Genomic DNA, 25,211 nt, shown 5'->3' on the forward strand with positions numbered 1-25,211 from the left:
TAATAAACCCATTGCCAAAAAGAGGTGACTGAAATGGACTATAAACAAATGGAACAAAGCTTAAAAGCGGCAAGCGACGAAACCCGCATGCTGATTTTGAAATACTTATCGAAAGAGGCATTGTGCATCTGTGAATTCACGGAGCTGCTCGATATGTCGCAGCCGGCCATCAGCCAGCATATGCGCAAACTCAAGCAGGCGGAATGGATCTGTGAAGAAAAGCGCGGGCGCTGGACGATCTGGTCGCTCAATGAAAAACATGAGCTTTTTGAAGTGCTATCAACGCTTCTGGCGATGCTGCCGGAACCCGAAAGGACGGTGGAATCGCTCGTTGCGGAAGGCAAGAAAGTGAATTGCAATTAAGGAGCTGGAATTGAAATGGATGTTTGGTTAGCGATTATTATTTTTCTGGTGACCTTGCTATTTGTCATCTGGCAGCCGCGCGGGCTGTCGATCGGCTGGTCGGCGATTGCGGGGGCAGTGGTCGCCTTGATGTTCGGCGTCGTTGACTTCGGCGATGTGTGGGACGTTACAGGGATTGTATGGAATGCGACATTGACTTTTGTTGCCTTGATCATCATTTCCTTAATTTTAGATGAAATTGGATTTTTTGAATGGGCAGCCTTACATATGGCGCGCTTTGCCAAAGGCAGTGGCTTGCGCATGTTTTTCCTCGTCACGCTTCTTGGCGCGGTCGTAGCGGCGCTTTTCGCGAATGACGGCGCAGCGCTTATTCTGACGCCGATCGTTTTGGCGATGGTAAGAGCCTTGAAATTCCGCGATACGATGATTTTGCCATTTATCATGGCATCCGGCTTTATTGCCGATACGGCGTCATTGCCGTTTGTCATCAGCAACTTGGTCAATATCGTTTCGGCTGATTTCTTCGGCATCGGCTTTACGGAATACGCGCTGCATATGGTGGTTCCGAACTTATTCAGCATACTGGCGAGCATGCTCGTGCTGTACTTATTCTTCAAAAAAGATATTCCGGGCCGTTTTGACCCTGGCGTGTTGAAAAAACCGGATACTGCGATCAAAGATATCCGTATTTTCCGCCTGTCTTGGGTCGTTCTGGCGATCTTGCTGATCGGCTACTTCATGAGCGAATCGCTTGAGATCCCGGTTTCCTTGATCGCCGGTTCCATCGCGATCATCTTCTTGGCGATTGCGCGCAACAGCAAGCATGTCGAAACGATGACGGTGCTAAAAGGCGCACCGTGGGCGATTGTCTTCTTCTCGATCGGCATGTACGTCGTTGTTTACGGATTACGCAATGTCGGCTTGACCTCGGTTCTCGCCCAGGCGATTGAATGGACAGCGGGGCATGGCCTGTATGCAGCCACGATCGGCATGGGCTTTATCGCGGCAATTCTATCGTCCGGCATGAACAATATGCCGACGGTCATGATCAATGCCTTGGCCATCGCTGAGACGAACACGAACGGCGTCATGCGCGACGCTTTGATTTATGCCAATGTCATCGGATCCGACCTCGGCCCGAAAATCACGCCGATCGGTTCGCTTGCGACACTTTTATGGCTTCATGTCTTGAAGACGAAAGGTGTCGAAATCAGCTGGGGCTATTATTTTAAAGTCGGCATCATCCTCACCGTCCCGACTTTGTTCATCACTTTGACCGGGCTGTACCTGTGGTTAACGGTGTTGAATTAATCGACACAACAAAAAATGCCCGCCATTCACTTTTGAATGGCGGGCATTTTTTAAGTTTGGCTTAGTCCAAAAACTTGGCCAAGTAGATTTCGTCGTGTTCTGTGCCGTCGATGATAAGCGAGCGGCGACGCGTGCCTTCTGCTTCAAACCCAGCTTTTTCATAGAGTTTGCGGGCGCGCTCGTTGGCTTCGAGGACCGTCAATTCCATTCGGGAGATGCCTTTTTGCTTGGCCCAGTCTTCCGCTTTTTCGAGGAGTGATTTGGCGATGCCTTTGCCTTGGGCTTCCTTTAGGAGGCCGAGGACCAACGCTGCCCGGTGCTGTGCCCGCTTTGCTTCATTGCCGATGACCATTAAGTAGCCGACGTGCTGGCCGTTCAAGATGGCGATAATGATAGCGGAATGGCCGCTTTGCTTCCATTCGATGATTTGCTTGCGGACGCGCTGCGTGGAAAGGGAGCGCTCGTCCTTGCCGTAAAGCATGAAATCCGATTCCGCCTCCACGGCTTTTTGGAGCAAGGCCAGCGACCGGGCGTCCCCGTGTTCAGCGGTGCGAATCAACAAAATGTCTTTGTCTTCGGACTCTGTATTGGCTGCTGTGTTCTTGGAATCCGCTTTTTCGAAGACGACATAGCGGTCGGGTTCGACTTCCGTAACGCGGTAGCCTGCATCCATCCAGGCATGGAAATGTTTGGCGGGGGGCTTCGACTTTTTCCACCAGCTTTTGTTCAAGTAAGCGGCATTCGGCAAGTTCTGACCCATGATCTGCTCGATTTCCGAAAAGGTCAAACGGATGCTGGAGTTTGTGGCAGCCTGAAAATAATGGGACAAGGGAATGTATTTCTTTTCCAATAATATAGTCACTGGCACCTCTTCCTTCCAAAAACATAGGATTAGTTAGTCATATAATACCATTCAAATGTGCTAAAGTACACACTAAACTTTAAAAATACTGATAATTCTAAAATCATTTCCGCATTTAGGTGGTGAAATGCTGGATAACACTAGGTTTTCAGTCGCAGATTTTTTCTAGAGAAGGAATTTGTGATAGAATAATCTCAGAAACTACACAAGCCAGGAGGCCATTATTCATGTCAAATGTTTTTGTATTAGGTCATAAAAATCCGGACACCGACTCGATCTGTTCGGCGATCGCTTATGCCCATCTGAAAAAAGAGCTCGGGATGGATGCCGAAGCCATCCGCCTCGGTGAACCGAACAACGAGACGCTTTTTGCGCTCGACCATTTCAAAGCCCCAACTCCCCGACTGGTGAAGCGTGCTTCAGATGAAGTGAAGCAAGTCATTCTCGTCGACCATAACGAGCGGCAGCAGAGCATCGACGATATCGATGAAGTCCAAGTGATCGAAGTGATCGACCATCATCGGATTGCTAATTTCGAAACAACCGACCCGCTTTATTTCCGTGCAGAACCTGTTGGATGCACAGCGACGATTTTATTGAAGCTTTATAAAGAACATGCAGTCGAAGTGCCGGCTGACATCGCCGGGTTGATGCTATCGGCGATCATTTCGGATTCATTGCTGTTCAAATCCCCGACCTGCACCGACCAGGACATTCAAGCGGCGAAGGAATTGGCAGAGATTGCCGGTGTCGATTCGCAAGAGTACGGCCTTGCCTTGCTGAAAGCCGGCGCCGATTTAAGCAATAAAACGCTGGAAGATTTGATCTCGCTTGATTCCAAGGAATTCGAAGCAGGCGACCATCGCTTTGAAGTGGCGCAAGTCAACGCTATCGATGTAGCGGAAGTACTAGATCGCCAGGCGGAATTGGAAGTATTGATCAGCAATACAGTTGCCGCCAAAGGCTTGGATCTTTTCGTCTTTGCTGTCACGGACATCCTGAATAATGACTCGGAAGCGATCGTCCTTGGACGCCGCGCAGACATTATCGAATCTGCCTTCCAGTCAAGCGTCGTCAACAACCGTGTGATTTTGCCGGGCGTCGTTTCAAGAAAAAAACAAATCGTTCCGGTCATTACCGAAGCTTTAAGCTGATTCCCCACAGGGAGTCAGTTTTTTTTTTTTGTGCTGGGAATTATTTTCAAGCAAAAAAATTGTGGCGTATCTATGTCATTGCTATAGTAAGTGGCGAGGTGAATAGTTATGAAAATTGAAGTTTGGTCAGATTACGTTTGCCCATTCTGTTATATAGGAAAGCGCACATTGGAACAAGCACTCGTACGTTCAGGCTACGAAAGCCAGGCGGAGATTACATTTAAAGCATACGAATTGGACCCGCAAGCGCCAGTGGACTCCAATAGATTTGCTTATGAACACTTGGCTGAAAAGATGGGGCAAAGCCTCGAACGAGCCAAGGAAATGACAGCGGGCGTGGCACAACAAGCGAAAGCGTTTGATTTACATTACGACGTGGAGAACATGCCCCACACCAACACATTCTCTGCACATCGACTCGTCAAATGGGCCGCCACACAAGGCGAAGAACATCAACTGACTGAATTGTTGATGCACCATTACTTCGAAAAAGCGCATAATATCAGCAATTCCGAGACCTTACTATTGATTGTTGAAAAAGCAGGCCTGGACCGTGAAAAGGCAGCGGAAGTTCTCGATTCGGATCAATTTCATGGCGAAGTCGAACGCGACATCCAAGAAGCTGGGCAGATCGGTGTACAAGGCGTTCCGTTTTTCGTCGTTAACCGAAAGTATGCGATTTCCGGCGCACAGCCGCTCGAAGCGTTCATTGAAGCGCTGGAGCAGATCGGCGAAGAGGAAGGTTTGCGTCCGGCATTGAAGCCAGTCGGAAAAGCGAAAACAAGCTTTTGTACTGGAGATTCCTGCGACGGCGAATAAGCCAGGCAAGCGCATTGACTTTGTATCTCGAATTACTTATAATTAAAAAGTCTCGAATTAAAGAATAATATTAATAGTACAAAGGAGTTTTACAAGTGGAAAATATTTTAGTCGTAAAAGCCAATAACCGTCCCGCTTCTGAGGGCGTTTCAAGTAAAATGCACGAAGTATTCATGGAGAACTTAAAAACAGATGCAGAGGTCAACACGTTTGACGTATTCGCAGAAGACATGCCGTATTTTGGCCAGGATTTCTTCGACGCCATGCAGAAATCAGCACAAGCGGAAGAATTGACTGACTTGGAGCAGCGCATCTTGACGGCAGCCAACAAAGCGATGGACGCATTCATGGATGCTGACGTAGTCGTGTTCGCATTCCCGTTGTGGAATAAAACAATTCCTGCAGCTTTGCAAACATTCATCGACTATGTCTACCGTGCAGGCATGACCTTCAAGTACACAGAAGAAGGCCCGGTTGGCTTGGTTCCAGAGAAAAAAGTCATCATCTTGAACGCACGCGGCGGCGTCTACTCGACACCAGAAATGGCGCCTAGCGAAATGAGCGTCAACTACATCCGTGCCATCATGAACTTCTTCGGCATCACAGACATCGAAGAAGTCATCATCGAAGGCCACAATATGTATCCTGACCGCGCTGAGCAAATCATCGCAGACGGCATGGAACGCGTGAAAGAAACAGCTAACACACTTTCTAAAGTAAATGCATAATGAATGATAAAGAAGGAAACGCTTCGGCGTTTCCGTCTTTTTTTTGTTTAAATTTGTTGACGCGAAGCTTTTCCAATCAAATGGATTAATTCAGCTTTTCTTTCATCAATTTATTTGCTCGACTTTCGCTATGCTCAAGCCTCGCAAACGAATGTCCGAGGCGTGCCTCGCAAGTTTGCTCCCACATCTGCGAGGCAGATGCGTCGCAAATAAATGAACTCAGCTGCCCTTCGTTCATTTATTGGTTAATGATTTCCACATAGGGGTAGACAGTCAATAAGCAAAACATTCAATAAAGGAGGGGCAGCATGTCTCAAAGTGAACAGCAAAACCGTATTCCCGAATCGAAAGAGTCTTTTTGGAGAGCGTACAAGGAATTGCCGGATTACCCGGCATTTACCGGCAATAAGTCTACGGAAGTCGCAGTAGTGGGCGCTGGAATCGCGGGCGTCATCACAGCGTATCTATTGGCGAAAGAAGGAAAGAAAGTGACACTTCTTGATGCCGGCAAATTGATCGATGGCGTCACGGGCTATACGACTGCGAAAATTTCGGCTCAGCATGGCCTGTATTACGCGCCGCTGATCAAACTGGTCGGTGAAAAACAAGCAAAGCTTTATTACGAAGCCAATATGGACGGATTGAAATTCATCGAAGAAACGGCAAAAGAACTGAACATCGATTGCGATTTTTCGCATCGCGATGCGTTCATCTATTCGACAAAAGATTCCACGGTGAAGTTATTGGAGAAAGAAGCGGAAGCATACCAGCAGCTGGGCATCGACGGGGAGCTTGCACGCGAAGAGTCAGAGCTGCCGTTCCCTGTGACAGAAGCGCTCGTCATGCGTAACCAGGCTCAATTCCATCCGGTGAAATTCTTGACCGGCCTCGTAAAAGAACTGGAGAAAATGGGCGTAGACATCCACGAACAAAGCCGCGCCATGAAAATCCTGAGCAAAAAAGACCCGGTCATCCAGACGGAAAACCTATCTCATTTATCGTGCGATAAAGTAGTCGTTGCGACGCATTATCCGTTCAACGATTTCGACGGCATGTATTTCTCCAGGCTGTCAGTCAACCGCTCCTATGCCATTGCCGTCCGGACCAATGGCAAGATTCCAGAAGGCATGTACATCAGCGCCGACAGCCCATCCCGCTCTATCCGGTTTACGCCGGGAGAGGACGGGGAAAAACTCTTGCTGCTCGGCGGAGAAGGCCATGCGACGGGCCAAAGCTCCGTCGACACGATGGAACATTACGAGAATTTGGCGAAGTTCGGCGAGGATTATTTCGCTGCAGACGAGATTCCATATCGCTGGTCGTCGCAGGATATGACGACTTTGGATAAAATCCCGTACGTCGGCACGATCACCGCGGGTTATGAAAATATCCTTGTCGCCACCGGATTCCATAAATGGGGCATGGCGAACGGCGCCATTGCCGGCCGGATTCTGACCGACCAAATCGTCGGGCGTGAAAACCCATACGCTGCGTTATTCGATCCGACGCGGCCGAAAGTGAAAACAGCCGATGCGGCGAGCTTCTTGAAAGACAATGCCTCGGTGGCAAAAGAACTGGTCAGCGGCAAACTGAAAAAAGCCTCCAAGACCATCGACGACCTTGAAAAAGGACAGGGCGGTCTTGTCAAAGTGGACGGCAAAAAAGCGGGCGGTTACCGAGATGAATATGGCCAAGTGCATCTTGTCAAACCGACCTGTACGCATATGGGCTGTGATGTGGCGTGGAACGATGCCGAAACATCATGGGATTGCCCGTGTCACGGTTCCCGCTTCTCGCATACCGGAGAAGTATTGGAAGGCCCTGCCGTGAAACCGCTGAAGAAATTAGAAGGCGGCATATAAAACGTAGAAAAAAAGAAGCAGCGACGGCTGCTTCTTTTTTTATGCTTATGCTGGGTTCGCTTGGATTTCCAAGTTCAATTTGATGTCTTCGCCGACAAGCACGCCGCCTGTTTCAAGCGCTTGGTTCCATGTCAAACCGAAATCTTTGCGGTTGATTTTGCCGTTGACGTTGTAAGCAACAACTTCAACGCCCCACGGGTTGGTAGCTTTGCCGCCGTATTCCGCTTCGAATTTCGCTGGGCGGGTCACGCCTTTGATCGTCAAATCGCCTTCAAGCTCATATTCGTCATCGTCTTTTTTGCGGATATCGGTTGCGTTGAACGTAATGTATGGATGCTGCTCAGCGTCGAAGAAATCTGCAGAGCGCAAGTGGTTGTCGCGGTCTTCATTATTGGTATCGATGCTTGTCACGTCAATTTTGAAATCGATCAATGCATTTTCAAGGTTGTTTTCATCTGCTTCCACCTGTGCTTCGTATGAAGCGAAAGAGCCTTTCACTTTTGAGATCATCATGTGTTTCACGGAAAATCCGATTTCTGAATGCGCTTGGTCTACTGTCCATTTTTTCATGAGTAATTCCTCCAATTTCGTATGTGTTAGCCTTACTATAAACAATTAATATCTCGAAGTCAATAGGTTTTAATTAAAATAGTTTTAATTAGAGATAAAATTTATCCAGACTTTAGTCCTTAACAAGGCAATATCGCTTGTCAAAACATGATGAAAAATGGATACTATTAAGAGCGAAAAGTTTAGAAGGGATTTGCTTGGAATGATGAAAGAAACTTGGTTGGCGGATTTGCGCCGTTTTGTGGCAGAAGATCACGTCAAAATGGACGAGCCTTTGCATTTGCATACATTGACGAAAATGGGCGGGCCGGCCGATATATTTGTAGCACCGACAACTGAAGATGAAGTAGCTTATACAGTAAAATACGCATATGACAATGAGATCCCGCTTTTGATGCTTGGGAACGGTTCTAATATGGTCGTCCGTGATGGCGGCGTCCGTGGAATCGTGCTGACATTCAAGAAGCTGGACGGCATCATGATCAATGGCACAACAGTAATTGCCCAAGGCGGCGCAGACATTAAGAAAGTATCGCGCGCAGCAGCTGACCGCCAGCTGACAGGCTTGGAATTCGCTTGTGGCATCCCTGGCTCGATCGGCGGCGCGATGGCGATGAACGCTGGCGCATACGGCGGCGAGATCAAAGACGTTATCGTCCGGGCGACCGTCTTGACAAAAGAAGGCGAAAAGCTGGTCTTGACGAAAGACGAGCTGGAACTCGGCTACCGGAAAAGCATCATCACGAAAAAAGGCTTTTATGTCCTGGCTGCCGAGTTCGGCCTCGAAATCGGCGAGCAGCGGGTCATTGATGCCAAAATGTCTGATTTGACTTTCCAGCGCGAAAGCAAGCAGCCGCTTGAATTCCCTTCTGCAGGAAGTGTCTTCAAACGGCCGCCTGGCAATTTTGCGGGCAAGCTGATCCAGGAAAGTGGATTGCAGGGCAGAGGGTTTGGCGGTGCGGAAGTTTCGACGAAGCACGCCGGATTTATCGTCAACAAAAACAACGCGACAGCCAATGACTATATCCAAACCATTGAAATGGTGAAAAAAGCGGTGTTCGAAAAATTCGGCATCGATTTGGAGCTGGAAGTGAAAATTGTCGGCGAAGATATGGCTTGATTTCAATGGGCGGCACTCCTTATACGGAGTGCCGCTTTTTTAATTAGAGCCATTATTATGGTATAATGAATTCAAAGTAATTTATGGAGTAGGTGGTCAATATACAGAGCTTTAGTGTAGACGGTATAATCTTGATCGGCGGGATATTCCTGCTGGCTGGCGTTTTGATGACGAAAGTATCAGCTCGCGCCGGCGTTCCCTCGCTCGTTTTGTTTATGTTCCTCGGCATGGTGCTAGGCAGTGATGTTTCAGGCCTCATTTATTTCTCCAACGCAGAAATTGCCCAGATGGTCGGAATTGTCGCCCTCATTATTATCCTCTTCGAAGGTGGTTTGCAAACCCAATGGAAGCATATCCGCCCGGTTCTTGGCGGTTCAATCGTCCTGGCGACGCTTGGGGTTTTGATCACAACAGGCATTGTAGCTGTCGCAGCGTACTATGTCTTTGATTTGACTTGGCTGCAGGCCTTGCTGCTGGGGTCTATCGTCGGGTCGACGGATGCCGCAGCGGTATTCTCGGTTCTCGCAGGCCAAAACATCAAATCCAAAATCTCCTCAACGCTCGAAGCGGAGTCAGGAACGAACGACCCGATGGCGATGTTTTTGACCATCGCGTTTGTTCAATTGATCATGATCCCGGATTCCTCGGTTTGGACAATGCTCGGCAGCTTCGTGCTTCAAATGGGGCTCGGCTTGGTTCTGGGATTGGCGCTTGGATTGTTCGCCTCGTGGACCATCAACCGGATCCGGCTGGATGCATCCGGGCTCTACGCGGTGCTTGCCGCGGGCTTTGCGATTTTCATCTATAGCTTTACAGCCGTTCTTGGCGGCAGCGGATTGCTGGCGGTTTACTTAGCAGCACTCGTAATCGGGACGCGTGATTTGACGCATAGCTATTCGATCGTTTCTTTCCATGAAGGTTTTGCTTGGCTTATGCAGATTGTCATGTTCGTCATTCTGGGGCTGCTCGTTTTCCCAAGTCAATTGGCTGACTGGGATCTCATCTGGAAAGGGCTTGTGTTGTCGTTCGTATTGATTTTCGTAGCGCGCCCGATTGCTGTCTTCGTCAGTACAGCGTTCTTCGATTATGACTTGAAAGAAAAGCTGTTCATGTCCTGGGCGGGACTGCGCGGAGCGGTTCCGATCGTTCTGGCGACGTTCCCGATGCTTGCGGGCATGGACAACAGCATCATGTTTTTCAATATCGTTTCATTTATTGTGTTGACGTCCGCATTGCTGCAAGGCTCGACAATCCCATTCTTTGCCGAGAAACTTGGATTGAACGGGCGCCCGGTTCCAAAACGCATCCATTCCTTGGAACTGGTCTCGATGGACCGTGCCAATGCAGAAATGCTCGAAGTTGAACTATCTGAGAAATCACCATTCGCAGGCCAGTTGGTGCAGACAATCGGCCTGCCGAACCAGACTTTAATCAGTGCCATCATCCGTTCGGGCAAGCTTGTCATGCCGACCGGAACGACGCGTCTCAGAAAAGGGGATGTGCTGTATGTCCTCACTGAAAAGAAACAAGTGCCGAAAGTGAAATTGGTGCTTGGAGAAGAAGATTTCGTCAACTAAGCTTGCCCTTGCGGCAGGCTTTTTTTGATGCTGAGGAAGGATTTTCCACTGGACCGGTCGAATGGAAATCACAAAGGGGGATTCAATCATGAAAAAGAAAAAATGGGTGAAATGGCTGTTGATTGCATTCGGCTCATTGCTCGGGCTGGCAATCGTTGCAGGTATCTTTGCAAACGCTTACATATCGAAGTCGAAACCAGTCATTGAAGGGGAAGTGGCTGTAGCGGTGCTGGAACAACAAGTGACAGTCGTGCGGGATGATATCGGTGTGCCCCATATCCAGGCCGGGAGCGATGCGGACCTGTACCGTGCGCAAGGCTATGTGCAGGCGCAGGACCGTTTGTTCCAAATGGATTTATCGAGGCGGCAAGCAAGCGGCCGCTTAGCTGAAGTGATTGGGGAAGCAGCCGTTGATACCGATAAATATTTCCGCACCTTCAGTTTGCGCCGCGCAGGGGAAGCATCTTGGGCCGGCTACGGGGACGAAGCAAAACAAGTGCTTGAATGGTATGCGGAAGGTGTCAACGCGTATATCGAAGAAGCGAAAGAAGAGGGCCGCCTTAGCTATGAATTCGCGCTGCTCGGCTATGAGCCTGAACCGTGGACGCCTGTCGACTCCTTGGCGATCGGCAAATTCATGGCTTATGATCTCGGCGGCCATTGGAATTCGCTCGCTGTCCGGCATTGGGCATTGAATGAATTCCCAGAAGATAAAGCGCGTGAATTGTTCATCCGCTACCCGGAAGAAGCGCCTGCCATTTTGGCGGCCAATAAAAAGCAGCCAGTGTCGGTCGCAGGCGCTTTCGATCCCTCGGTCATTCCGCCAGAGTTCAACGGCAGCAATAACTGGGTCGTGTCAGGGGATAAAACGGAAAGCGGGCTGCCGCTACTAGCAGACGATCCGCATCTCGGGCTCAGCACGCCATCCATTTGGTACCAGATGCATTTGGAGTCGCCTGAACAAAATGTCAGCGGCGTCATCTTCGCTGGCATTCCGGGAATCATTCTCGGGCATAACGAACAGATCGCGTGGGGCGTGACGAATGTCGGGCCGGATGTGCAGGATCTGTATATCGAAACGCCAAACCCTGACGATCCGACACAGTTCCGTTATGAAGGCCAGTGGGAGCAAGCAGAAGTGCTGGAAGAACCGATCCGAGTAAAAGACGGGGAGACAGTCGATTTCGAAGTGCTCGTCACCCGCCACGGGCCTATCGTGTCACCAGTCTTATATGAAGAAGAAGAGCCTTCCGCCGTCTTTTCCATGCAGTGGACCGCGCTTGAGCCGACACTTGAACTGCAGGCCGTGTTGAATTTCAATAAAGCGGAGAACTGGGAACAATTCGAAACGGCTTTGGAAGATTTCCAGGCGCCTGCACAGAATTTCGTATTTGCGTCGACTGATGGCACCATTGCCTACAAAGCGAATGGGCGTATTCCGATCCGCAAACAAGGCGACGGGCAATTGCCGGTGCCGGGTGATTCTGCTGAATATGGCTGGGATGGCTATGTGCCGTTCGATGAATTGCCGCGTTCGGTCAATCCGCAATCTGGCTTTATCGCGACCGCCAATAACCAGGTCATCGATGATAGCTATCCGTACCATATTACGGATTTCTGGGCGCAGCCTTACCGTTATGAGCGCATCGCGGAAGTGCTCGAAAGCAGCGATAAACTGACGGCGGAAGACATGATGGCCTTACAGATGGACCAGAAAAACCTGTATGCTGCGGAATTTCTCGAAAGCATGATGGCAGAAGTCGAAAAATTGACGGATGAACACGAAGAATTATTCGAGATGCTGCGGGAATGGGACCAGGTTGACAGTGCTGGCCAAGCAGCACCTTTTGTCTTCCATACCTGGATGCGCCAATTGCCGGACACTTTATTCGAGGAACAATTTCCAGAAGATGTCTACGATATGCTGTCGGGGAAGAACCATATTACCGACGCCTTATTGCGCCGGGCTTTTGAGGGAGAAGAAGGTGCATGGGTGCGTGAATACGGCGGCACAGGCAGATGGCTGGCTGACTCGCTTGATCTCGCACTCGATGATATCGAAGCTGCACAAGGCAGCGATCCGCAAGACTGGGAATGGGGCGATTACCATCAATTGACCTTCCCGCATCCCGTCGCTGGGGCATCGCCGATTCTCGAGCGATTCTTGAATCCGGACAAAGTGCCCGTGGGCGGCTCGAATATTACCGTCCAGGCAGCGGCCTTCAATGATGACGGCGAAGTCGATCACGGGGCCTCTTGGCGTTTTGTGGCTGACCTTGCCGATTTATCGAAAGCCTATCATATTGTCGGGCCAGGGCTAAGCGGCCATGTGAAATCCGACTTTTTCCATAACCAAGTCGACAAATGGGCGCAAGGCGAGTTTCATGAAACCCAAATTGAAGGCGATGTGGAAGGAGCCGAATTAACGCTCATTCCTGAATAAGGTATACTGGAGAAAAACGTTCGGGGGATTTCATGAAAAATGTATTGGCTGTAGGGTTTGGCGGCATGGCCGGATCGCTTCTCCGCACGGCCGTGTTTCAATTCGCCGGAGCGGGGCTGGGCTTGTGGCTTGTGAACATTGTCGGAAGCTTCATCATCGGCATCGCGGCTGCCCGCTTAGTAAAGCGTTCGGCGGGGACGCGGCTGTTCGTCTCGACCGGGCTGATCGGTTCGTTCACGAGTTTTTCAGCCTTTTCGGCGGATTGGTTCCGCTTGCTTGAATCGTCTTTATTAACAGGTGTTATGTATGCTCTTGGCATGACGGCTGCATCAATTGTTGCGGCAGCTTTAGGGCTGTTGGCAGGGCGCAAGGGGGCGGTCGAATGATCAGCATCGCGATATTCGGCTTTCTTGGTGCCGTGGCCCGTTATCTCTGCTATATGGCGGTGGAAAATCGTGCGCGCCAGCCAAAACTTGCGACTTGGTTCGTCAACAGTCTCGGTTCGCTCATCATCGGCGCATGCCTCGGGGCAGGTGTGCCGGCAGCTTCTGGAATCTTCGGGTTTCTCGGAGCTTTCACGACCTTTTCAACAATGGCGCTCGATAGCGTGAAGGATTTTGAAGACGGCCAGTGGAAGCGGGGCATCTTTTATATTTCTGCGACGCTTGTTTCCGGTTTGCTGCTGTTTGCTGTCGGTTATTCCATTGCTTCTATGTAAAAAAACCGTTCCGCTGAAGAAGCGGAACGGTTTTTTGTGTTGTGTTTTTATTCGAATAGGCCTTTTTCAACGACGCGTCCCATGCGCCCAGAAGTGGTTTCGGCATGGAACAGGGATTGATAGACCGCTTCTTCCGTTGATTCGATGACGCTTTGGAACAGCCCCGCCATCACTTCGTGGTCATCGCGCAATAGCCGTAAATCGGTATAAGGCGATTGCTGCTGGTGGGGAATCGTATAGGCGGTGGAGAAGGCGATGATGATGTCCCCTGATCCGTTATGGACATGCGTACCGGTTCGCCCGAGCCCGATAGCCGCACGTTTGGCGAGCCGCTTCAGCTGGCGGCTGTCGAGCGGCGCGTCGGTGGCGATGACGATGATGACGGATCCGTCCGGACGCTGTTCCGGAGTATTTTCCGGCAGCCAATTGGCGATGGCAATTTCTTCTTTGCGCCCGAAATTGGTTAAAACGAGCGCGCCGGCCGTGAACTGTTCATTCCCGTATTTCACAATGCGTGAAGAAGAGCCAATGCCCCCCTTGACGCCGTAGCAGATCATCCCTTTGCCGGCACCGACAGCCCCTTGTGCAAAGTCGGCGGAAGCTGTACGAATCGCTTGGACAGCGTGAGCCGGTCCGACCGCCATTCGCCGCATCGAATTCAAATAGCTGTCATTGCATTCGCCGACAAGCACATTCAACGAACTGGTCGAATCGCCGATCGCTGGATTTTCAGCAAGCATATAATCCATCGTTCCTTGCAGCACCGCTGCCACGCTGAACGTGTTGGTTAGCATGATCGGGGATTCGAGCACGCCAAGTTCATCAATCTGGACGAGCCCTGCGGTTTTGCCAAAGCCATTTAATACGAACGATGCAGCAGGCGTTTTTTGTTCGAACCAATTGCCGCCGTGAGGCAAGATTGCGGTGACGCCGGTGCAGACCGATTCTTCTTCATTAATTTTTTCGTCGAGTGTGACATGTCCGACGGTGACGCCCGCCACATCGGCGATGGAATTGCATTTTCCTTTATGCATCATGATCCCCATTTCCGTTTTCCTGCATGATAGGCTACGAATCCCGGTGTTGTTTAACAATGTGGAATCGAACAGCTCCGCAGAATGCAGTTTCTCTTTACTTGATGACCAATACCGGCACTTTGACGCGTTTTGCCACTTTATGGCTGACGCTGCCGAGCACAAATTCCTGAACAGGATTCAAGCCGCGGCTGCCGATGATGACGATATCGTATGGATGTTCGTTCGCGTGGGAGACGATGGCTGGTCCGGGTGCACCGTGGACAATAACGCTTTTCACGCGGACGCCTGCCTGGTGGAAGATATCTTCGAAGGGCGCAAGATAGTCGCGGGCGGCTTCGGCTATTTGCTCGCTTGTGAGCCCTCGATTGCTTTCCCTTTCGGACTTTCCGTAATCGACGGCACAGATAATGGTCACTTGTGCCTGAGGCGTGCCTTCAACGAGTTGAATCGCATGTTGTGCGGCGCGTTTTGAGTGATCAGATCCATCAATGGCGACCAATACGTGTTGGTACATAATTCGTCTCTCCTGTTCTATGGTGTCGTTGTTTTCATTAGTATAGCATTTCCTGAATTGCGAGCGGGTGGCTGCATTTTTCATTCAAATGAGCATTTGACTGTTAGGCTGGATAGCCTTATACTGAAATCAATCAAATGAAGGTTTGAATGAAGGGTGTGAACAGGATGAAAGAGACGTGCGAAATTACAAAAGTCCATCCCGAAGCGGTCGATCGGGTGCAGCAGCATATGGTGGAACTCGATGGCGTTGCGGCTTTGTTCAAAGCGCTGGCGGACGAAACGCGCTTGAAGATCGCCTATGCGCTGACGATTGAGCCCGAAATGTGCGTCTGCGACATCGCTGCGGTGATCGGTTCATCGACAGCGACAGCCTCCCACCATCTGCGGTATTTGCGCGAGCGGGATTTGGCGAAATCCGAACGCAAAGGCAAGCAGATTTATTATTCCTTGTCGGATGACCATGTGCGCCAGCTTGTGACCATCGCGAATGAACATGCGAAAGAAGGTGTTTCAGTTGAGCAAAACTTATCGTCTTGAAAACCTATCGTGTACAAGCTGTGCGGCGAAATTCGAACAGAATATCCGCAATTTGCCGGAAGCGAAACACGTTGAACTGAACTTCGGTGCTTCCAAACTGCGTGTCGATGGCAATGTATCGATCGAAGAATTGGAAAAAGCGGGCGCCTTCGACCATATTCGCGTCTATCCGGAAAAACAACGCGTGGCCCACGTGCCATTTTACAAACGGCGCCAGACAATCGAAACGGCCATTTCGTTCATCTTTCTCATCGCCGGCATCATCGCTTCATTTCAGCTTGGGGAGACGCATCCATGGTCAATCGGCTTGTTCGGCGCATCGATGTTGATCGGCGGCTATCGAATGTTTTCCACAGGAGTGAAAAACCTCAGCCACCTGGAGTTCGATATGAAAACATTGATGACCATCGCGATCATCGGCGCGGTCATTATTGGCGAGTGGCGGGAAGGAGCAGTTGTCGTATTCTTGTTCGCCATCAGTGAAGCGCTGGAATCGTTCTCGATGAACAAAGCCCGCCAATCGATTCGCTCGCTTATGGACTTGGCACCGTCACGGGCATTGATTCAGCGCGACGGCGAATTGATCGAATTGGAAACGGAAGACATCCGCATCGGCGACGTATTGATCGTCAAGCCGGGGCAAAAAATCGCGATGGATGGCACGGTGCTGCGCGGTGAATCAGCTGTCAACCAGGCAGCGATCACCGGCGAATCGATTCCTGCGACCAAACAGCCGGGGGATGAAGTGTTTGCCGGAACGATGAATGAAGAAGGCGCATTGGAAGTAACCGTCACCAAACGTGTGGAAGATACGACCATCGCGAAAATCATTCATTTGGTGGAAGAAGCGCAGGCGGAAAAAGCCCCTTCACAGCAATTTGTCGACCGCTTCGCGAAATACTACACGCCGGCAATTATTGCTGTCGCCTTTCTAGTCGCGCTCGTTCCGGGATTTGTCACGGGAAATTGGGAGTTGTGGGTGTATCAAGGATTGGCTGTGCTCGTCGTGGGATGCCCATGTGCGCTCGTCGTATCGACGCCTGTCGCGATTGTTACGGCGATCGGCAATGCGGCAAGACAGGGCGTGCTCATCAAAGGCGGCATCCATTTGGAAGAAACAGGACGCCTACAGGCTGTCGCGTTCGACAAAACCGGCACCTTGACAAAAGGCTATCCAGAAATGACCGATGTGTTGCCGGAAGAAGGCTATACAGCTGAAGAAGTGGTCAAGCTTGCGGCGTCAGTCGAAGCCTTGTCACAGCATCCGCTCGCCCGTGCCATCACCAAACAAGCACCTGAACTGTACCCATCCGAACGATTCCAATCCTTGACCGGTAAAGGCGTGTACGCAGAAATCGGCGGTACGCGCATCCGTGTCGGCAGCTTGAAATGGGCAGAAGAGCACGGATTCCATGCACCGGCCGCGGCTTATCGCCTGCAGGAAAGCGGAAAATCTGCGATGGCGGTATTTTCCAGCAAGCATCTGTTTGGGGTGATTGGCGTTGCAGATGCCATTCGGGAAGAAAGCCCGGCCATCATTGAGCGCTTGAAGGAAATCGGCATTGGCCACACCATCATGCTGACAGGGGATCACCCTGCAACAGCAAAAGCGATTGCTGCGGAAATCGGCGTGACGGATATTCGCGCCGGCTTGATGCCTGAAGATAAATTAGCGGCTGTTAAAGAACTGCAGGCGAAGTATGGCCGCGTGGCAATGGTCGGCGACGGCATCAACGACGCGCCGGCGCTTGCGGCGTCCGATATCGGCATTGCCATGGGCGGAGCTGGAACGGACGCAGCGCTGGAGACAGCCGATATCGCCTTGATGGCGGATGATTTGGAGAAACTTCCATATACTATTCGACTAAGCAGAAAAACTTTGCGTATAATAAAGGAAAATATCATCTTTGCACTGGCACTGAAAATCTTGGCGCTGCTATTGATCATTCCGGGCTGGCTCACGTTATGGATCGCGATCTTTGCGGATATGGGGGCTACGCTATTGGTCATCTTGAATGCATTGCGCTTGGTGAAAGTCCAGAAGTAAGAGGCGTTTGGAGGTTGCGATTTGAAGTTAACAGAATGGACCATGGAAGAGCACGAGAAATTGATCGAGTTTATGACGACCAACTCATGGCCTTATCATGGCCACGAACACCCGGTGCGCGCCTTGATCGAAAAGACGATCGTAGAAGGCGGTTATAAATCGGATCAGGTCAAGACCTTTTGGATTGAAAATGATGAAGGCGAACAAGTGGGCTTGGTGAAAATCTTCGACCTGCAGGATGAGATTCCGTTATTCGACTTGCGGATTGCCGATTCCTACCGCGGGCAAGGCTATGGCCCGAAAGCGCTGCGCATGATCGCTGATTTCGTCTTTTCCTTGCCGGAGAAGAAAATCCGCCTGGAAGGCCATACGCGCCACGATAATTTTGCGATGCGTAAAGCGTTTGAACGAACCGGTTTCGTGAAGGAAGCGCATTTGCGCCAAGCATGGTTCTCGCCGAAACAAAACCGTTATCATGATGCGGTAACTTACGGCATGACCCGTGAAGACTGGGAAGCGGGTGTGACGACGCCTGTGATGTGGGATGACGCGGTCAAAGCGCCGGCAGAACCCCCTTTCAATCCGTTGTTGCTGGAGTTTCCGGAAACATTCGAATCAGAACGTTTAATGATCCGAGCACCGAAAAGAGAAGATGCTGTGCTTAGTTTTGAAGCGGTGCGCCACTCACTAGAAGCATTGCGCCCGTGGATGCCTTTTGCGCAACACGAGCCGAATCTCGCGGAAATGACGGCGAATTTGATTCAAGCAGAATCGGATTTTATGTTGCGCAAAGACCTGAGGCTGCATTTCTTCGATAAGAACAGCGGGCAGTTTATCGGTTCGAGCGGATTGCACCGCATCGACTGGGAAGTGCGCAAATTCGAAATCGGTTATTGGGTGGATAGCCGTTTTGAAGGAAAAGGCTATGTAACGGAAGCGGTAGAGCGCATCACGCGTTTTGCGTTCGAAGAGCTGCAAGCGAACCGTGTCGAAATTCGCTGTGACCCGGACAATGTCCGGAGCCGTGCAGTAGCGGAGCGTCTTGGCTTTGAACTCGAAGGCATCATGCGCAAGGATAGCCTGTCGAGGCATGACGGCAAGATCCGCGATACATGCGTCTATGCGAAAGTGAGAGCATGAAAAAACCCCGGGAAGGCAGATTGCTCTGCTTTCCCGGGGTTTTTAGGGTCCGGTGTTTATCTAAACACCTTTCCTGCCTGTCACTAAGTTAACGATCAAGACGATTGCCGCGATGATCAAAAGAATGTGAATAAGTCCGCCTGCTACGTCTAATAAGAATCCGATCACCCATACCGCAAGAATTACTACCAAAATAATCCAAAGAATACGTCCCATGTTCTCCACCTGCCTTTCAGTTTCATCTATCTTTTGTGTTATATCTATCATTACCCTGAGCGAAATTCCGCTAAACCTTTCACCATTCGTTCAATGCCGTTTTTAAGAAAGTTGGAAAATTGCCTTTATTCGGCGCTTTGGAAAGCATGCAGCAAGCGCCTGTGCTCAGTTGTTCACACGGCAGCAGTATAGTAAACTGAACATAGCGACGCGAGGGAGGAACGGAATTTGCCTACTCCAAGTATGGAAGACCATATTGAAATCATTTATTCATTGATAGAGCAAAAAGGATACGCGCGCGTCTCGGATATTGCCGAGGCGCTATCGGTGCTGCCGTCATCCGTAACGAAGATGGTGCAGAAACTCGATAAGGACGGCTACTTGATTTATGAACGCTACCGGGGGCTGATGCTGACGCCTAAGGGGCAGAAACTCGGCAAGCGCTTGTTGCAGCGCCATGACCTGCTTGAGCAATTTTTGCGGCTGATCGGCGTTGATGAAGATAAGATCTACGGCGATGTAGAAGGAATCGAGCATCATTTGAGCTGGAATTCCATCGACCGCATCGCTGATCTGGTCCAGTTGCTTGAAGAAGATAAAGGTGTAGCGGAAAAATTGAAGAAGTTGAGCAATGAGCAAAAAAACAGCTAACCCAAATAGAGGAGGTATGCAGCATGGCTTTGCATCCAGGATTGAAAGCATTATTGCACATTAAAGACCGTTCCACGTCCCAGTGGATCTTAACAGATGGTTCAGGGGATGAAGTGACGATGAACGCATCGGAAATTGAAGAAGGGCAAGAGGTCGGTGAGGAGATTGAAGTCTTCTTGTACCGCAATCGCCAAGGCGGCATTTCCGCCACGCCGATGATCCCGCATATTTTGCCGAGTGAATACGGCTGGGCGAAAGTATTGAAAATTTCCCCGCGCGAAGGCGCAGTCGTCGATATCGGCACGACACGAGAAGTTTACGTCCTGCCGGCTGATCTGCCGCCGGTGCAGGAATTATGGCCAGCTCAAGGCGACCATATTTTCATGACGCTTCGGACAGACCGCTACGGCGATCTTTACGGACGCCTGGCGACGGAAGAAAAGGTGCTGGAACTTTGCGAACGTGCGCCTGCTGAAGTCTACAATAAAGATTTGAAAGCACGTGCTTACCGCCTGTTGCCAGTCGGTTCATTCATGCTGTCGGTGCCAGAAAACTACCGTGTCTTCGTCCATGAATCAGAGCGCGAAGCAGAACCGCGTCTCGGCGAAGAAAAAACGGTGCGCGTCATCGACGTCAAAGACGATGGCACGCTCAACGGGTCTCTTTTGCCGCGCAAACAGGAACGCCTGTCGGATGATTCAGAAGAAATCCTGCGTTATTTGGAAAATGCAGGTGGCCAAATGCCATTTACAGATAAATCGTCGCCCGATGAAATCATGGAAATGTTCGGCATGAGCAAAGCGGCATTCAAGCGTGCGCTCGGCAGGCTTTATAAAGAACGCCGCATCGTGCAAGAAGACGGCTGGACAAAATTGCTCGGTTAAGGAACCTTTCTGCCTCAAATGCGTACTAATATTTGAAGAAAGGGGCAAAAAAAGATGAAAAAAACAATGACACTTGCCGCATTGGCGCTTGCTTTCGTGTTGGCTTTTGCCGGCGCAGCATCCGCGAATGTCGGGATAAATGAGAAATTCGGCTTGCCGATCGTCGTCTACGGAGGCGATTTGTCCGCAGATGAAAAGGCGCAAGTCGCTGAAAGCCTGGACGTTGCAGGAGAAGCGGAAGTAGAAGAAATTGAAGTAACCGGGGAGGACCTCGTCACTTACATTACAGATGGGGACGCGCGTGCACGCATGTATTCCTCTGCCAAAATCACCCGCACCGAAGAAGGTGAAGGGCTGGTCATTGAAATCGCCACGCCGGACAATATCACCCAAGTGACGACTGATATGTATGCCAACGCCATGCTGACGGCAGGCATTGAAAATGCGACCGTTGAAGTGGCTGCGCCGAAAGCGGTAACGGGGCATTCTGCACTTGTCGGAATCTACAAAGCCTATGAAGTGAATGGGGAACAGCTGGATCCTGAACGGACAGATGTCGCCAATGACGAATTGTCCGTTGCGACGGAATTGTCCGAAGGCGGCGTCGAACAGGAAAAAGTGAGCGAATTGTTGACGGAAATCAAAAAACAGATCGCTGAACAGAATCCGGCAACGCGCGAGGATGTTGAGCAGATCGTCGAAGAGCAATTGAGCCGCCTCCAGATTGAATTAAGCCCTGAAGATCGCCAATTGCTGGTCGATTTGATGGACCGAATCCGCCAGCTCGATATCGATTTCTCGAAATGGTCAACTGAATTGGAAGACTTGAGCAACACCATCGGGGATAAAATCGGCACCGTCGTCAATGACGAAGGGTTCTGGGAAAGCGTCAAACAGTTTTTCCGTGATTTGGCCAATACCGTCCGCGGCTGGTTCAATTAAGCCATCCAATACAGGTGTAGAAAAAAACGAATAGCAAGCTGTGCTGTCCTGGAAAATCATGAAGATGATTCCCGGGACTTTTTTTTGCTTTTCACTCGCCTGGGCGTGTTAACAGAAACAGCTGTCTTGCAGAAAAACCCTGCTGAATGCTAAACTAAAGATAACAATCTCGAATTCGAGATAAAGAAAGGGTGCTTTTCATGCAAGTTGCAGGCATTCATCACGTTTCGGCGATTACAGCCAACGCAGATAAAAACCATGACTTCTTTACGCGCATTCTGGGGATGCGCCTCGTCAAAAAAAGCGTCAACCAGGATAACCCGTCTTCCTATCATTTGTTTTATGCAGACGCAGTAGGCACACCGGGAACCGATATGACTTATTTTGATATTCCGATGGCGGGCAGGACCTCCCCCGGCGTCACTTCCATCAGCAGTACAGGCTTCCGCCTCCCATCAAGCGAAGCACTTGATTATTGGTTGGAGCGGTTCCGTGAGTTCGGCGTCCCGCACGGCGAAAAAACACAGCGCTTTGGCCGGGATACCGTGGAATTTCAGGATTTTGAAGGCTCACGCCTAATGCTTGTCGTCGATGATGGAGAAGGCATTCCATTCGGCGAGCCTTGGACAAAAGCGAGCGTTCCGGAAGCGTTCGCGATTCGCGGGCTCGGTCCAGTGAGACTGACGGTACGGAAAGCGGAGCGTACAGCCAAAGTGCTGACAGATATTCTCGGGTTTTCAGAAGCCGGTGCTTATGCGCCGGAAGTGGAAGGTCAGCCTGAAATAATCGTTTTCACGACAGGAGAAGGCGGCCCTGGCGGCGAAATACATTTAGAGGAGCGCTCAGACCTCCCGCCGGAGCGTCCTGGCCGGGGAAGTGTCCATCATGTAGCGTTCCGGGTGAAAACTTACGAAGAGTATAATCAGTGGAACGAATATTTGCGTGCCAACGGCTTCCAAACCTCTGGGGAAGTGGATCGCTATTATTTCAAAGCGATTTATTTCAGGGAGCCGAACGGGATCCTGTTTGAGTTATCGACAGATGAGCCTGGCTTTGCGACTGATGAAAACGCAGACGAACTTGGTGAAGGCTTGGCCTTGCCGCCATTCCTTGAGCCGAGACGCAAGGAAATCGAAGACTCTCTCCGCCCCTTGAAGATCAACCGCTAGCTGGCGGCGAAGCTTTAAGCCGCAGAGGGTGTCGACTCGCTTGCACAGATAAAGTGGAACATAAGGAGGAATTGGATCGATGGAATTGAAATTTACAGAACTTGGGCATGATGAATTCGCTTTTCGCGAAACAGACGGCGAGACAGTGAAAGCTGAAATCACATGGACACAAATGGCTGATTTGATGGTCATGGAATATACTTATGTCGAAGAAAGCCTGCGCAATCAAGGGCTTGCCAAGAAACTGGTCGACCATGCAGCAGCTTACGCGCGTGAAAACCAGTTCAAGATGCAGCCGGTTTGTTCATATGTAGCGGAAACGTTCGAGCGTTCTGATGAATATAACGATGTCAAAGCCTGATCCAGCAAACCGTATATAGCAAGACGCAAAAAAAGCAATCCGTCTCCTCTTTGGGATGGATTGCTTTTCTATGTATTGATGAATGTTTGACTCATAAGCTCACTCCTTCTTACAGGCTTGTCATGAAGAACACGATGGCTGTAAGGATGGATGCGCCGCCTACTCCGTACATGAAATCCGCTTGGTTAAAAATTAGTTTATTTTCCATTTTTTAGAACCCCTTTTATAATTTGTCTTTTTGTTGCTGATAGTAATAAAATACCCAGCTTAATAAAACTTAAACAAGTTTTATTAATTTTTTGGCGGGAATTAAAGTAATGCGAAACTTAAACGGCATAAAAGCGTATGTATGAGGGTAGAAACATAATAAGGAAAGCGGAGAGGCTGCGCGCAATGTGGAATATCCACTGCAGCAGAATATCCAAAACAGAAATAGGAGGGTTTTTTATGAATCAAGCGTCAGAGAATTACGGGTCCATCAAAAGGACAGGAGAAAAAGCTCTTGGCATCATCGGTTCCATTTTTAATGTAATCGGCATCATTTTATCCATCATTTTCATCACCAGCTTGAGTGGTTTTGAAGGCAGCCAGATGCAAATGCAAATGGAAGAGGAATTGCGCAACGATCCGAACATCACGAATCCGCAAGATGCCGAGATGGCAGTAGATGCGTTTAATGCTGTAGTGGCAGGATTTGATGTCATTGGCTGGGTAGTGGTCATTTTGCTTGCGATCAGTACAGTCTTCGCCATTTTGGCCATCACGAAATTGAAATCATTCGATAAGGCCAACACGGCAGGTATTTTCTTCATCCTTGCCGGGATTTTTGCCGGTGTCTTGTCGCTGACATCCATTCTCTTCTACATCGCTGCGATTATGTGCTTCGTGCGCAAGCCGCCGCTACGTGAAGATGAATTGATGGGCCGCAGCAATGAACCAGTTACAAGCAATGATACAGTGACGCGTGAAGACGACACCCCGTACCGCCCGTTATAAGAATAGGAAATTTAAGACTTAACTAAACAAACCCCCCTCGAAGCGAATTCGAGGGGGTTTTTGAGTGTTTATAGATTTATTGCGCTTGGCCTGAAAGGTTGAAAACGTATTTGGCTGTTTGCAGGGGATGCCCTTCAAACAATTCTTCAAATTCTTCAAGCAACAGGAATCCGTTCGCTTCGTAGAATTTGCGGCCTTTTTGGTTTTCGCTTTCAACGTAGACGAATAATTGCTGCCCGCCTTTTAAGCGCGACAAGCCGTCCGACAGCAGCTTCTTGCCGAAACCGGAGCGTTGGTGTTCGGGCTTCATATACATGGCGATCAATTCGGCATCGCCGTCTTCATCGACTTTCGTGAAGTTTGCAAAGCCTACAGCCTGCCCGTCTTGTTCAGCAAGCAGGAGGATGGTCCGCTCCATGCGCATTTCAAGCATCGGGGTCGAGTAGGATTGCTCCAAAAACTTTTGTTGTATGGGAGATGGAATGATCCCTTCGTACGTATCATTCCAGCTGATGTGAGCGATTTCCCGTACAGATTCGATATCTGCCGGTGTACCTGTGCGAATCATGCGATCACCTCTGGAATTATTTTTGCTATCATATCAAACTCTAGCCTGAATAGCCATTGATGTGGAATAATGAAATCACAGGAGGCGATTGATTATGGCGTGGAAAAGTTATCAGTTTGACGACTTCACAGCACAAGCATTATACAATATATTGAAGCTTCGTGTCGAAGTATTTGTTGTAGAACAGAATTGCCCGTATCCCGAATTGGACGGCTTGGATGAAGTCTCAACCCATATCGTGTATGAAGAAGACGGCGAGGTGCTTGCCTATGCCCGGTTGGTGCCGGCAGGGAAGAAATACGACGTGCCATCAATCGGCCGTGTCATTGTCCGCAAACAGGCGCGCGGCCGCGGTCTGGCGAAGGAGCTCCTCGAACGCTCGATCCGCTACATTGACGAACAATGGAAAGAACCCGAGATTCAATTGCAAGGGCAAGTGTATTTGAAAGATTTTTATGGCTCATTCGGTTTTGAAGCGATCTCGGAAGTTTATAACGAGGACGGCATCCCGCATATCGACATGAAACGATCCGCGGCCGAAACAGCTGGATGATTCATGATTAGCTTTAGGCGATTAGGGTAAACAAGTGATAATAAGAAAAGTAAAAGGAGTGCTGCAA

27 protein-coding genes are annotated in these 25,211 nt (G+C 49.9%); 21 read left to right on the forward strand and 6 right to left on the reverse strand.

Features of this window, described 5'->3' with window-relative positions:
• The first annotated feature begins 33 nt into the window (after positions 1 to 33).
• The gene (locus AUC31_RS00800) at positions 34 to 363 is read left to right on the forward strand and encodes an ArsR/SmtB family transcription factor (RefSeq protein ID WP_058381831.1); all 330 of its coding nucleotides are present in this window, start codon (positions 34 to 36) and stop codon (positions 361 to 363) included.
• 15 nt (positions 364 to 378) lie between these two features.
• Positions 379 to 1,674 (forward strand): arsenic transporter, encoded by a 1,296-nt coding sequence (locus tag AUC31_RS00805; RefSeq protein WP_058381830.1) that lies wholly within the window; start codon positions 379 to 381, stop codon positions 1,672 to 1,674.
• A gap of 61 nt (positions 1,675 to 1,735) precedes the next feature.
• Here the strand turns inward: AUC31_RS00805 and AUC31_RS00810 are convergent, their stop codons facing one another.
• A complete protein-coding gene (locus AUC31_RS00810; RefSeq protein WP_058381829.1) occupies positions 1,736 to 2,536 on the reverse strand; it encodes a GNAT family N-acetyltransferase in 801 nt (266 codons plus the stop codon).
• Positions 2,537 to 2,763: 227 nt separating this feature from the next.
• Here AUC31_RS00810 and AUC31_RS00815 point away from each other — a divergent pair, with 227 nt between their 5' ends.
• The 4 genes from AUC31_RS00815 to AUC31_RS00830 all read left to right on the forward strand — a co-directional run bounded on the left by AUC31_RS00815 (position 2,764) and on the right by AUC31_RS00830 (position 7,099).
• Positions 2,764 to 3,690: a manganese-dependent inorganic pyrophosphatase gene (locus tag AUC31_RS00815; protein ID WP_058381828.1), complete on the forward strand. Its 927-nt coding sequence runs from the start codon at positions 2,764 to 2,766 to the stop codon at positions 3,688 to 3,690.
• 108 nt (positions 3,691 to 3,798) lie between these two features.
• Positions 3,799 to 4,509: a DsbA family oxidoreductase gene (locus tag AUC31_RS00820; RefSeq protein WP_058381827.1), complete on the forward strand. Its 711-nt coding sequence runs from the start codon at positions 3,799 to 3,801 to the stop codon at positions 4,507 to 4,509.
• A gap of 95 nt (positions 4,510 to 4,604) precedes the next feature.
• Complete coding sequence (locus tag AUC31_RS00825; RefSeq protein ID WP_058381826.1) at positions 4,605 to 5,237, forward strand: FMN-dependent NADH-azoreductase; 633 nt, start codon at positions 4,605 to 4,607, stop codon at positions 5,235 to 5,237.
• Between the two features lie 308 nt (positions 5,238 to 5,545).
• Complete coding sequence (locus tag AUC31_RS00830) at positions 5,546 to 7,099, forward strand: FAD-dependent oxidoreductase (RefSeq protein WP_058381825.1); 1,554 nt, start codon at positions 5,546 to 5,548, stop codon at positions 7,097 to 7,099.
• Positions 7,100 to 7,144: 45 nt separating this feature from the next.
• Here the strand turns inward: AUC31_RS00830 and AUC31_RS00835 are convergent, their stop codons facing one another.
• On the reverse strand, positions 7,145 to 7,669 hold the full coding sequence (locus AUC31_RS00835) for a YceI family protein (protein ID WP_058381824.1): 525 nt from the start codon (positions 7,667 to 7,669) through the stop codon (positions 7,145 to 7,147).
• 202 nt (positions 7,670 to 7,871) lie between these two features.
• Between AUC31_RS00835 and murB the strand changes: the two genes are divergently transcribed.
• The 5 genes from murB to AUC31_RS00860 all read left to right on the forward strand — a co-directional run bounded on the left by murB (position 7,872) and on the right by AUC31_RS00860 (position 13,527).
• Positions 7,872 to 8,789, forward strand: a complete 918-nt coding sequence (gene murB, locus AUC31_RS00840) for a UDP-N-acetylmuramate dehydrogenase (protein ID WP_058381823.1) — start codon at positions 7,872 to 7,874, stop codon at positions 8,787 to 8,789.
• A gap of 101 nt (positions 8,790 to 8,890) precedes the next feature.
• Positions 8,891 to 10,366, forward strand: coding sequence for a potassium/proton antiporter (locus AUC31_RS00845; protein ID WP_058383710.1), 1,476 nt, complete (start codon positions 8,891 to 8,893; stop codon positions 10,364 to 10,366).
• An 88-nt stretch (positions 10,367 to 10,454) separates the two neighbouring features.
• Positions 10,455 to 12,809 (forward strand): penicillin acylase family protein, encoded by a 2,355-nt coding sequence (locus tag AUC31_RS00850; protein ID WP_058381822.1) that lies wholly within the window; start codon positions 10,455 to 10,457, stop codon positions 12,807 to 12,809.
• A 32-nt stretch (positions 12,810 to 12,841) separates the two neighbouring features.
• Entirely contained in the window at positions 12,842 to 13,195 is a 354-nt protein-coding gene (locus tag AUC31_RS00855; protein ID WP_083509101.1) for a fluoride efflux transporter FluC, read from the forward strand.
• Positions 13,192 to 13,527: a fluoride efflux transporter FluC gene (locus AUC31_RS00860; RefSeq protein ID WP_058381821.1), complete on the forward strand. Its 336-nt coding sequence runs from the start codon at positions 13,192 to 13,194 to the stop codon at positions 13,525 to 13,527. Before AUC31_RS00855 ends, AUC31_RS00860 begins: the two co-directional genes overlap by 4 nt.
• Before the next feature lie 47 nt (positions 13,528 to 13,574).
• Here AUC31_RS00860 and AUC31_RS00865 read toward each other — a convergent pair whose 3' ends face one another.
• Both AUC31_RS00865 and AUC31_RS00870 read right to left on the reverse strand, forming a co-directional pair.
• Positions 13,575 to 14,561 (reverse strand): P1 family peptidase, encoded by a 987-nt coding sequence (locus AUC31_RS00865; protein ID WP_058383708.1) that lies wholly within the window; start codon positions 14,559 to 14,561, stop codon positions 13,575 to 13,577.
• 97 nt (positions 14,562 to 14,658) lie between these two features.
• Entirely contained in the window at positions 14,659 to 15,078 is a 420-nt protein-coding gene (locus AUC31_RS00870) for a universal stress protein (protein WP_058381820.1), read from the reverse strand.
• Positions 15,079 to 15,245: 167 nt separating this feature from the next.
• On the opposite strand from AUC31_RS00870, the gene AUC31_RS00875 reads away from it, so the two are divergent.
• Genes AUC31_RS00875 through AUC31_RS00885 form a run of 3 tightly spaced genes read left to right on the forward strand, consistent with a single transcriptional unit; the run spans position 15,246 to position 18,804 of the window.
• Complete coding sequence (locus AUC31_RS00875; protein ID WP_058381819.1) at positions 15,246 to 15,617, forward strand: ArsR/SmtB family transcription factor; 372 nt, start codon at positions 15,246 to 15,248, stop codon at positions 15,615 to 15,617.
• On the forward strand, positions 15,574 to 17,664 hold the full coding sequence (locus AUC31_RS00880; protein ID WP_157073523.1) for a heavy metal translocating P-type ATPase: 2,091 nt from the start codon (positions 15,574 to 15,576) through the stop codon (positions 17,662 to 17,664). Before AUC31_RS00875 ends, AUC31_RS00880 begins: the two co-directional genes overlap by 44 nt.
• A 21-nt stretch (positions 17,665 to 17,685) precedes the next feature.
• The gene (locus AUC31_RS00885; RefSeq protein ID WP_058381817.1) at positions 17,686 to 18,804 is read left to right on the forward strand and encodes a GNAT family N-acetyltransferase; all 1,119 of its coding nucleotides are present in this window, start codon (positions 17,686 to 17,688) and stop codon (positions 18,802 to 18,804) included.
• Positions 18,805 to 18,864: 60 nt separating this feature from the next.
• On the opposite strand, the gene AUC31_RS00890 is transcribed toward AUC31_RS00885, so the two are convergent.
• Entirely contained in the window at positions 18,865 to 19,020 is a 156-nt protein-coding gene (locus tag AUC31_RS00890) for a lmo0937 family membrane protein (protein WP_121300999.1), read from the reverse strand.
• 228 nt (positions 19,021 to 19,248) lie between these two features.
• Between AUC31_RS00890 and mntR the strand changes: the two genes are divergently transcribed.
• The 6 genes from mntR to AUC31_RS00920 all read left to right on the forward strand — a co-directional run bounded on the left by mntR (position 19,249) and on the right by AUC31_RS00920 (position 24,023).
• The gene (mntR, locus tag AUC31_RS00895; RefSeq protein WP_058381815.1) at positions 19,249 to 19,671 is read left to right on the forward strand and encodes a transcriptional regulator MntR; all 423 of its coding nucleotides are present in this window, start codon (positions 19,249 to 19,251) and stop codon (positions 19,669 to 19,671) included.
• Positions 19,672 to 19,694: 23 nt separating this feature from the next.
• Positions 19,695 to 20,555: a CvfB family protein gene (locus AUC31_RS00900; protein ID WP_058381814.1), complete on the forward strand. Its 861-nt coding sequence runs from the start codon at positions 19,695 to 19,697 to the stop codon at positions 20,553 to 20,555.
• Between the two features lie 54 nt (positions 20,556 to 20,609).
• Entirely contained in the window at positions 20,610 to 21,497 is an 888-nt protein-coding gene (locus AUC31_RS00905; RefSeq protein WP_058381813.1) for a DUF1002 domain-containing protein, read from the forward strand.
• Positions 21,498 to 21,697: 200 nt separating this feature from the next.
• Positions 21,698 to 22,666 (forward strand): ring-cleaving dioxygenase, encoded by a 969-nt coding sequence (locus tag AUC31_RS00910; RefSeq protein WP_058381812.1) that lies wholly within the window; start codon positions 21,698 to 21,700, stop codon positions 22,664 to 22,666.
• A 79-nt stretch (positions 22,667 to 22,745) separates the two neighbouring features.
• Complete coding sequence (locus tag AUC31_RS00915; RefSeq protein ID WP_058381811.1) at positions 22,746 to 23,027, forward strand: GNAT family N-acetyltransferase; 282 nt, start codon at positions 22,746 to 22,748, stop codon at positions 23,025 to 23,027.
• Between the two features lie 447 nt (positions 23,028 to 23,474).
• Entirely contained in the window at positions 23,475 to 24,023 is a 549-nt protein-coding gene (locus AUC31_RS00920; RefSeq protein ID WP_058381810.1) for a DUF4064 domain-containing protein, read from the forward strand.
• Between the two features lie 76 nt (positions 24,024 to 24,099).
• Here AUC31_RS00920 and AUC31_RS00925 read toward each other — a convergent pair whose 3' ends face one another.
• A complete protein-coding gene (locus AUC31_RS00925) occupies positions 24,100 to 24,591 on the reverse strand; it encodes a GNAT family N-acetyltransferase (RefSeq protein WP_058381809.1) in 492 nt (163 codons plus the stop codon).
• 94 nt (positions 24,592 to 24,685) lie between these two features.
• Here AUC31_RS00925 and AUC31_RS00930 point away from each other — a divergent pair, with 94 nt between their 5' ends.
• Complete coding sequence (locus AUC31_RS00930) at positions 24,686 to 25,144, forward strand: GNAT family N-acetyltransferase (RefSeq protein ID WP_058381808.1); 459 nt, start codon at positions 24,686 to 24,688, stop codon at positions 25,142 to 25,144.
• The last annotated feature ends 67 nt before the right edge of the window (positions 25,145 to 25,211 follow it).

This window comes from Planococcus rifietoensis (assembly GCF_001465795.2).
Lineage (GTDB): Bacteria > Bacillota > Bacilli > Bacillales_A > Planococcaceae > Planococcus > Planococcus rifietoensis.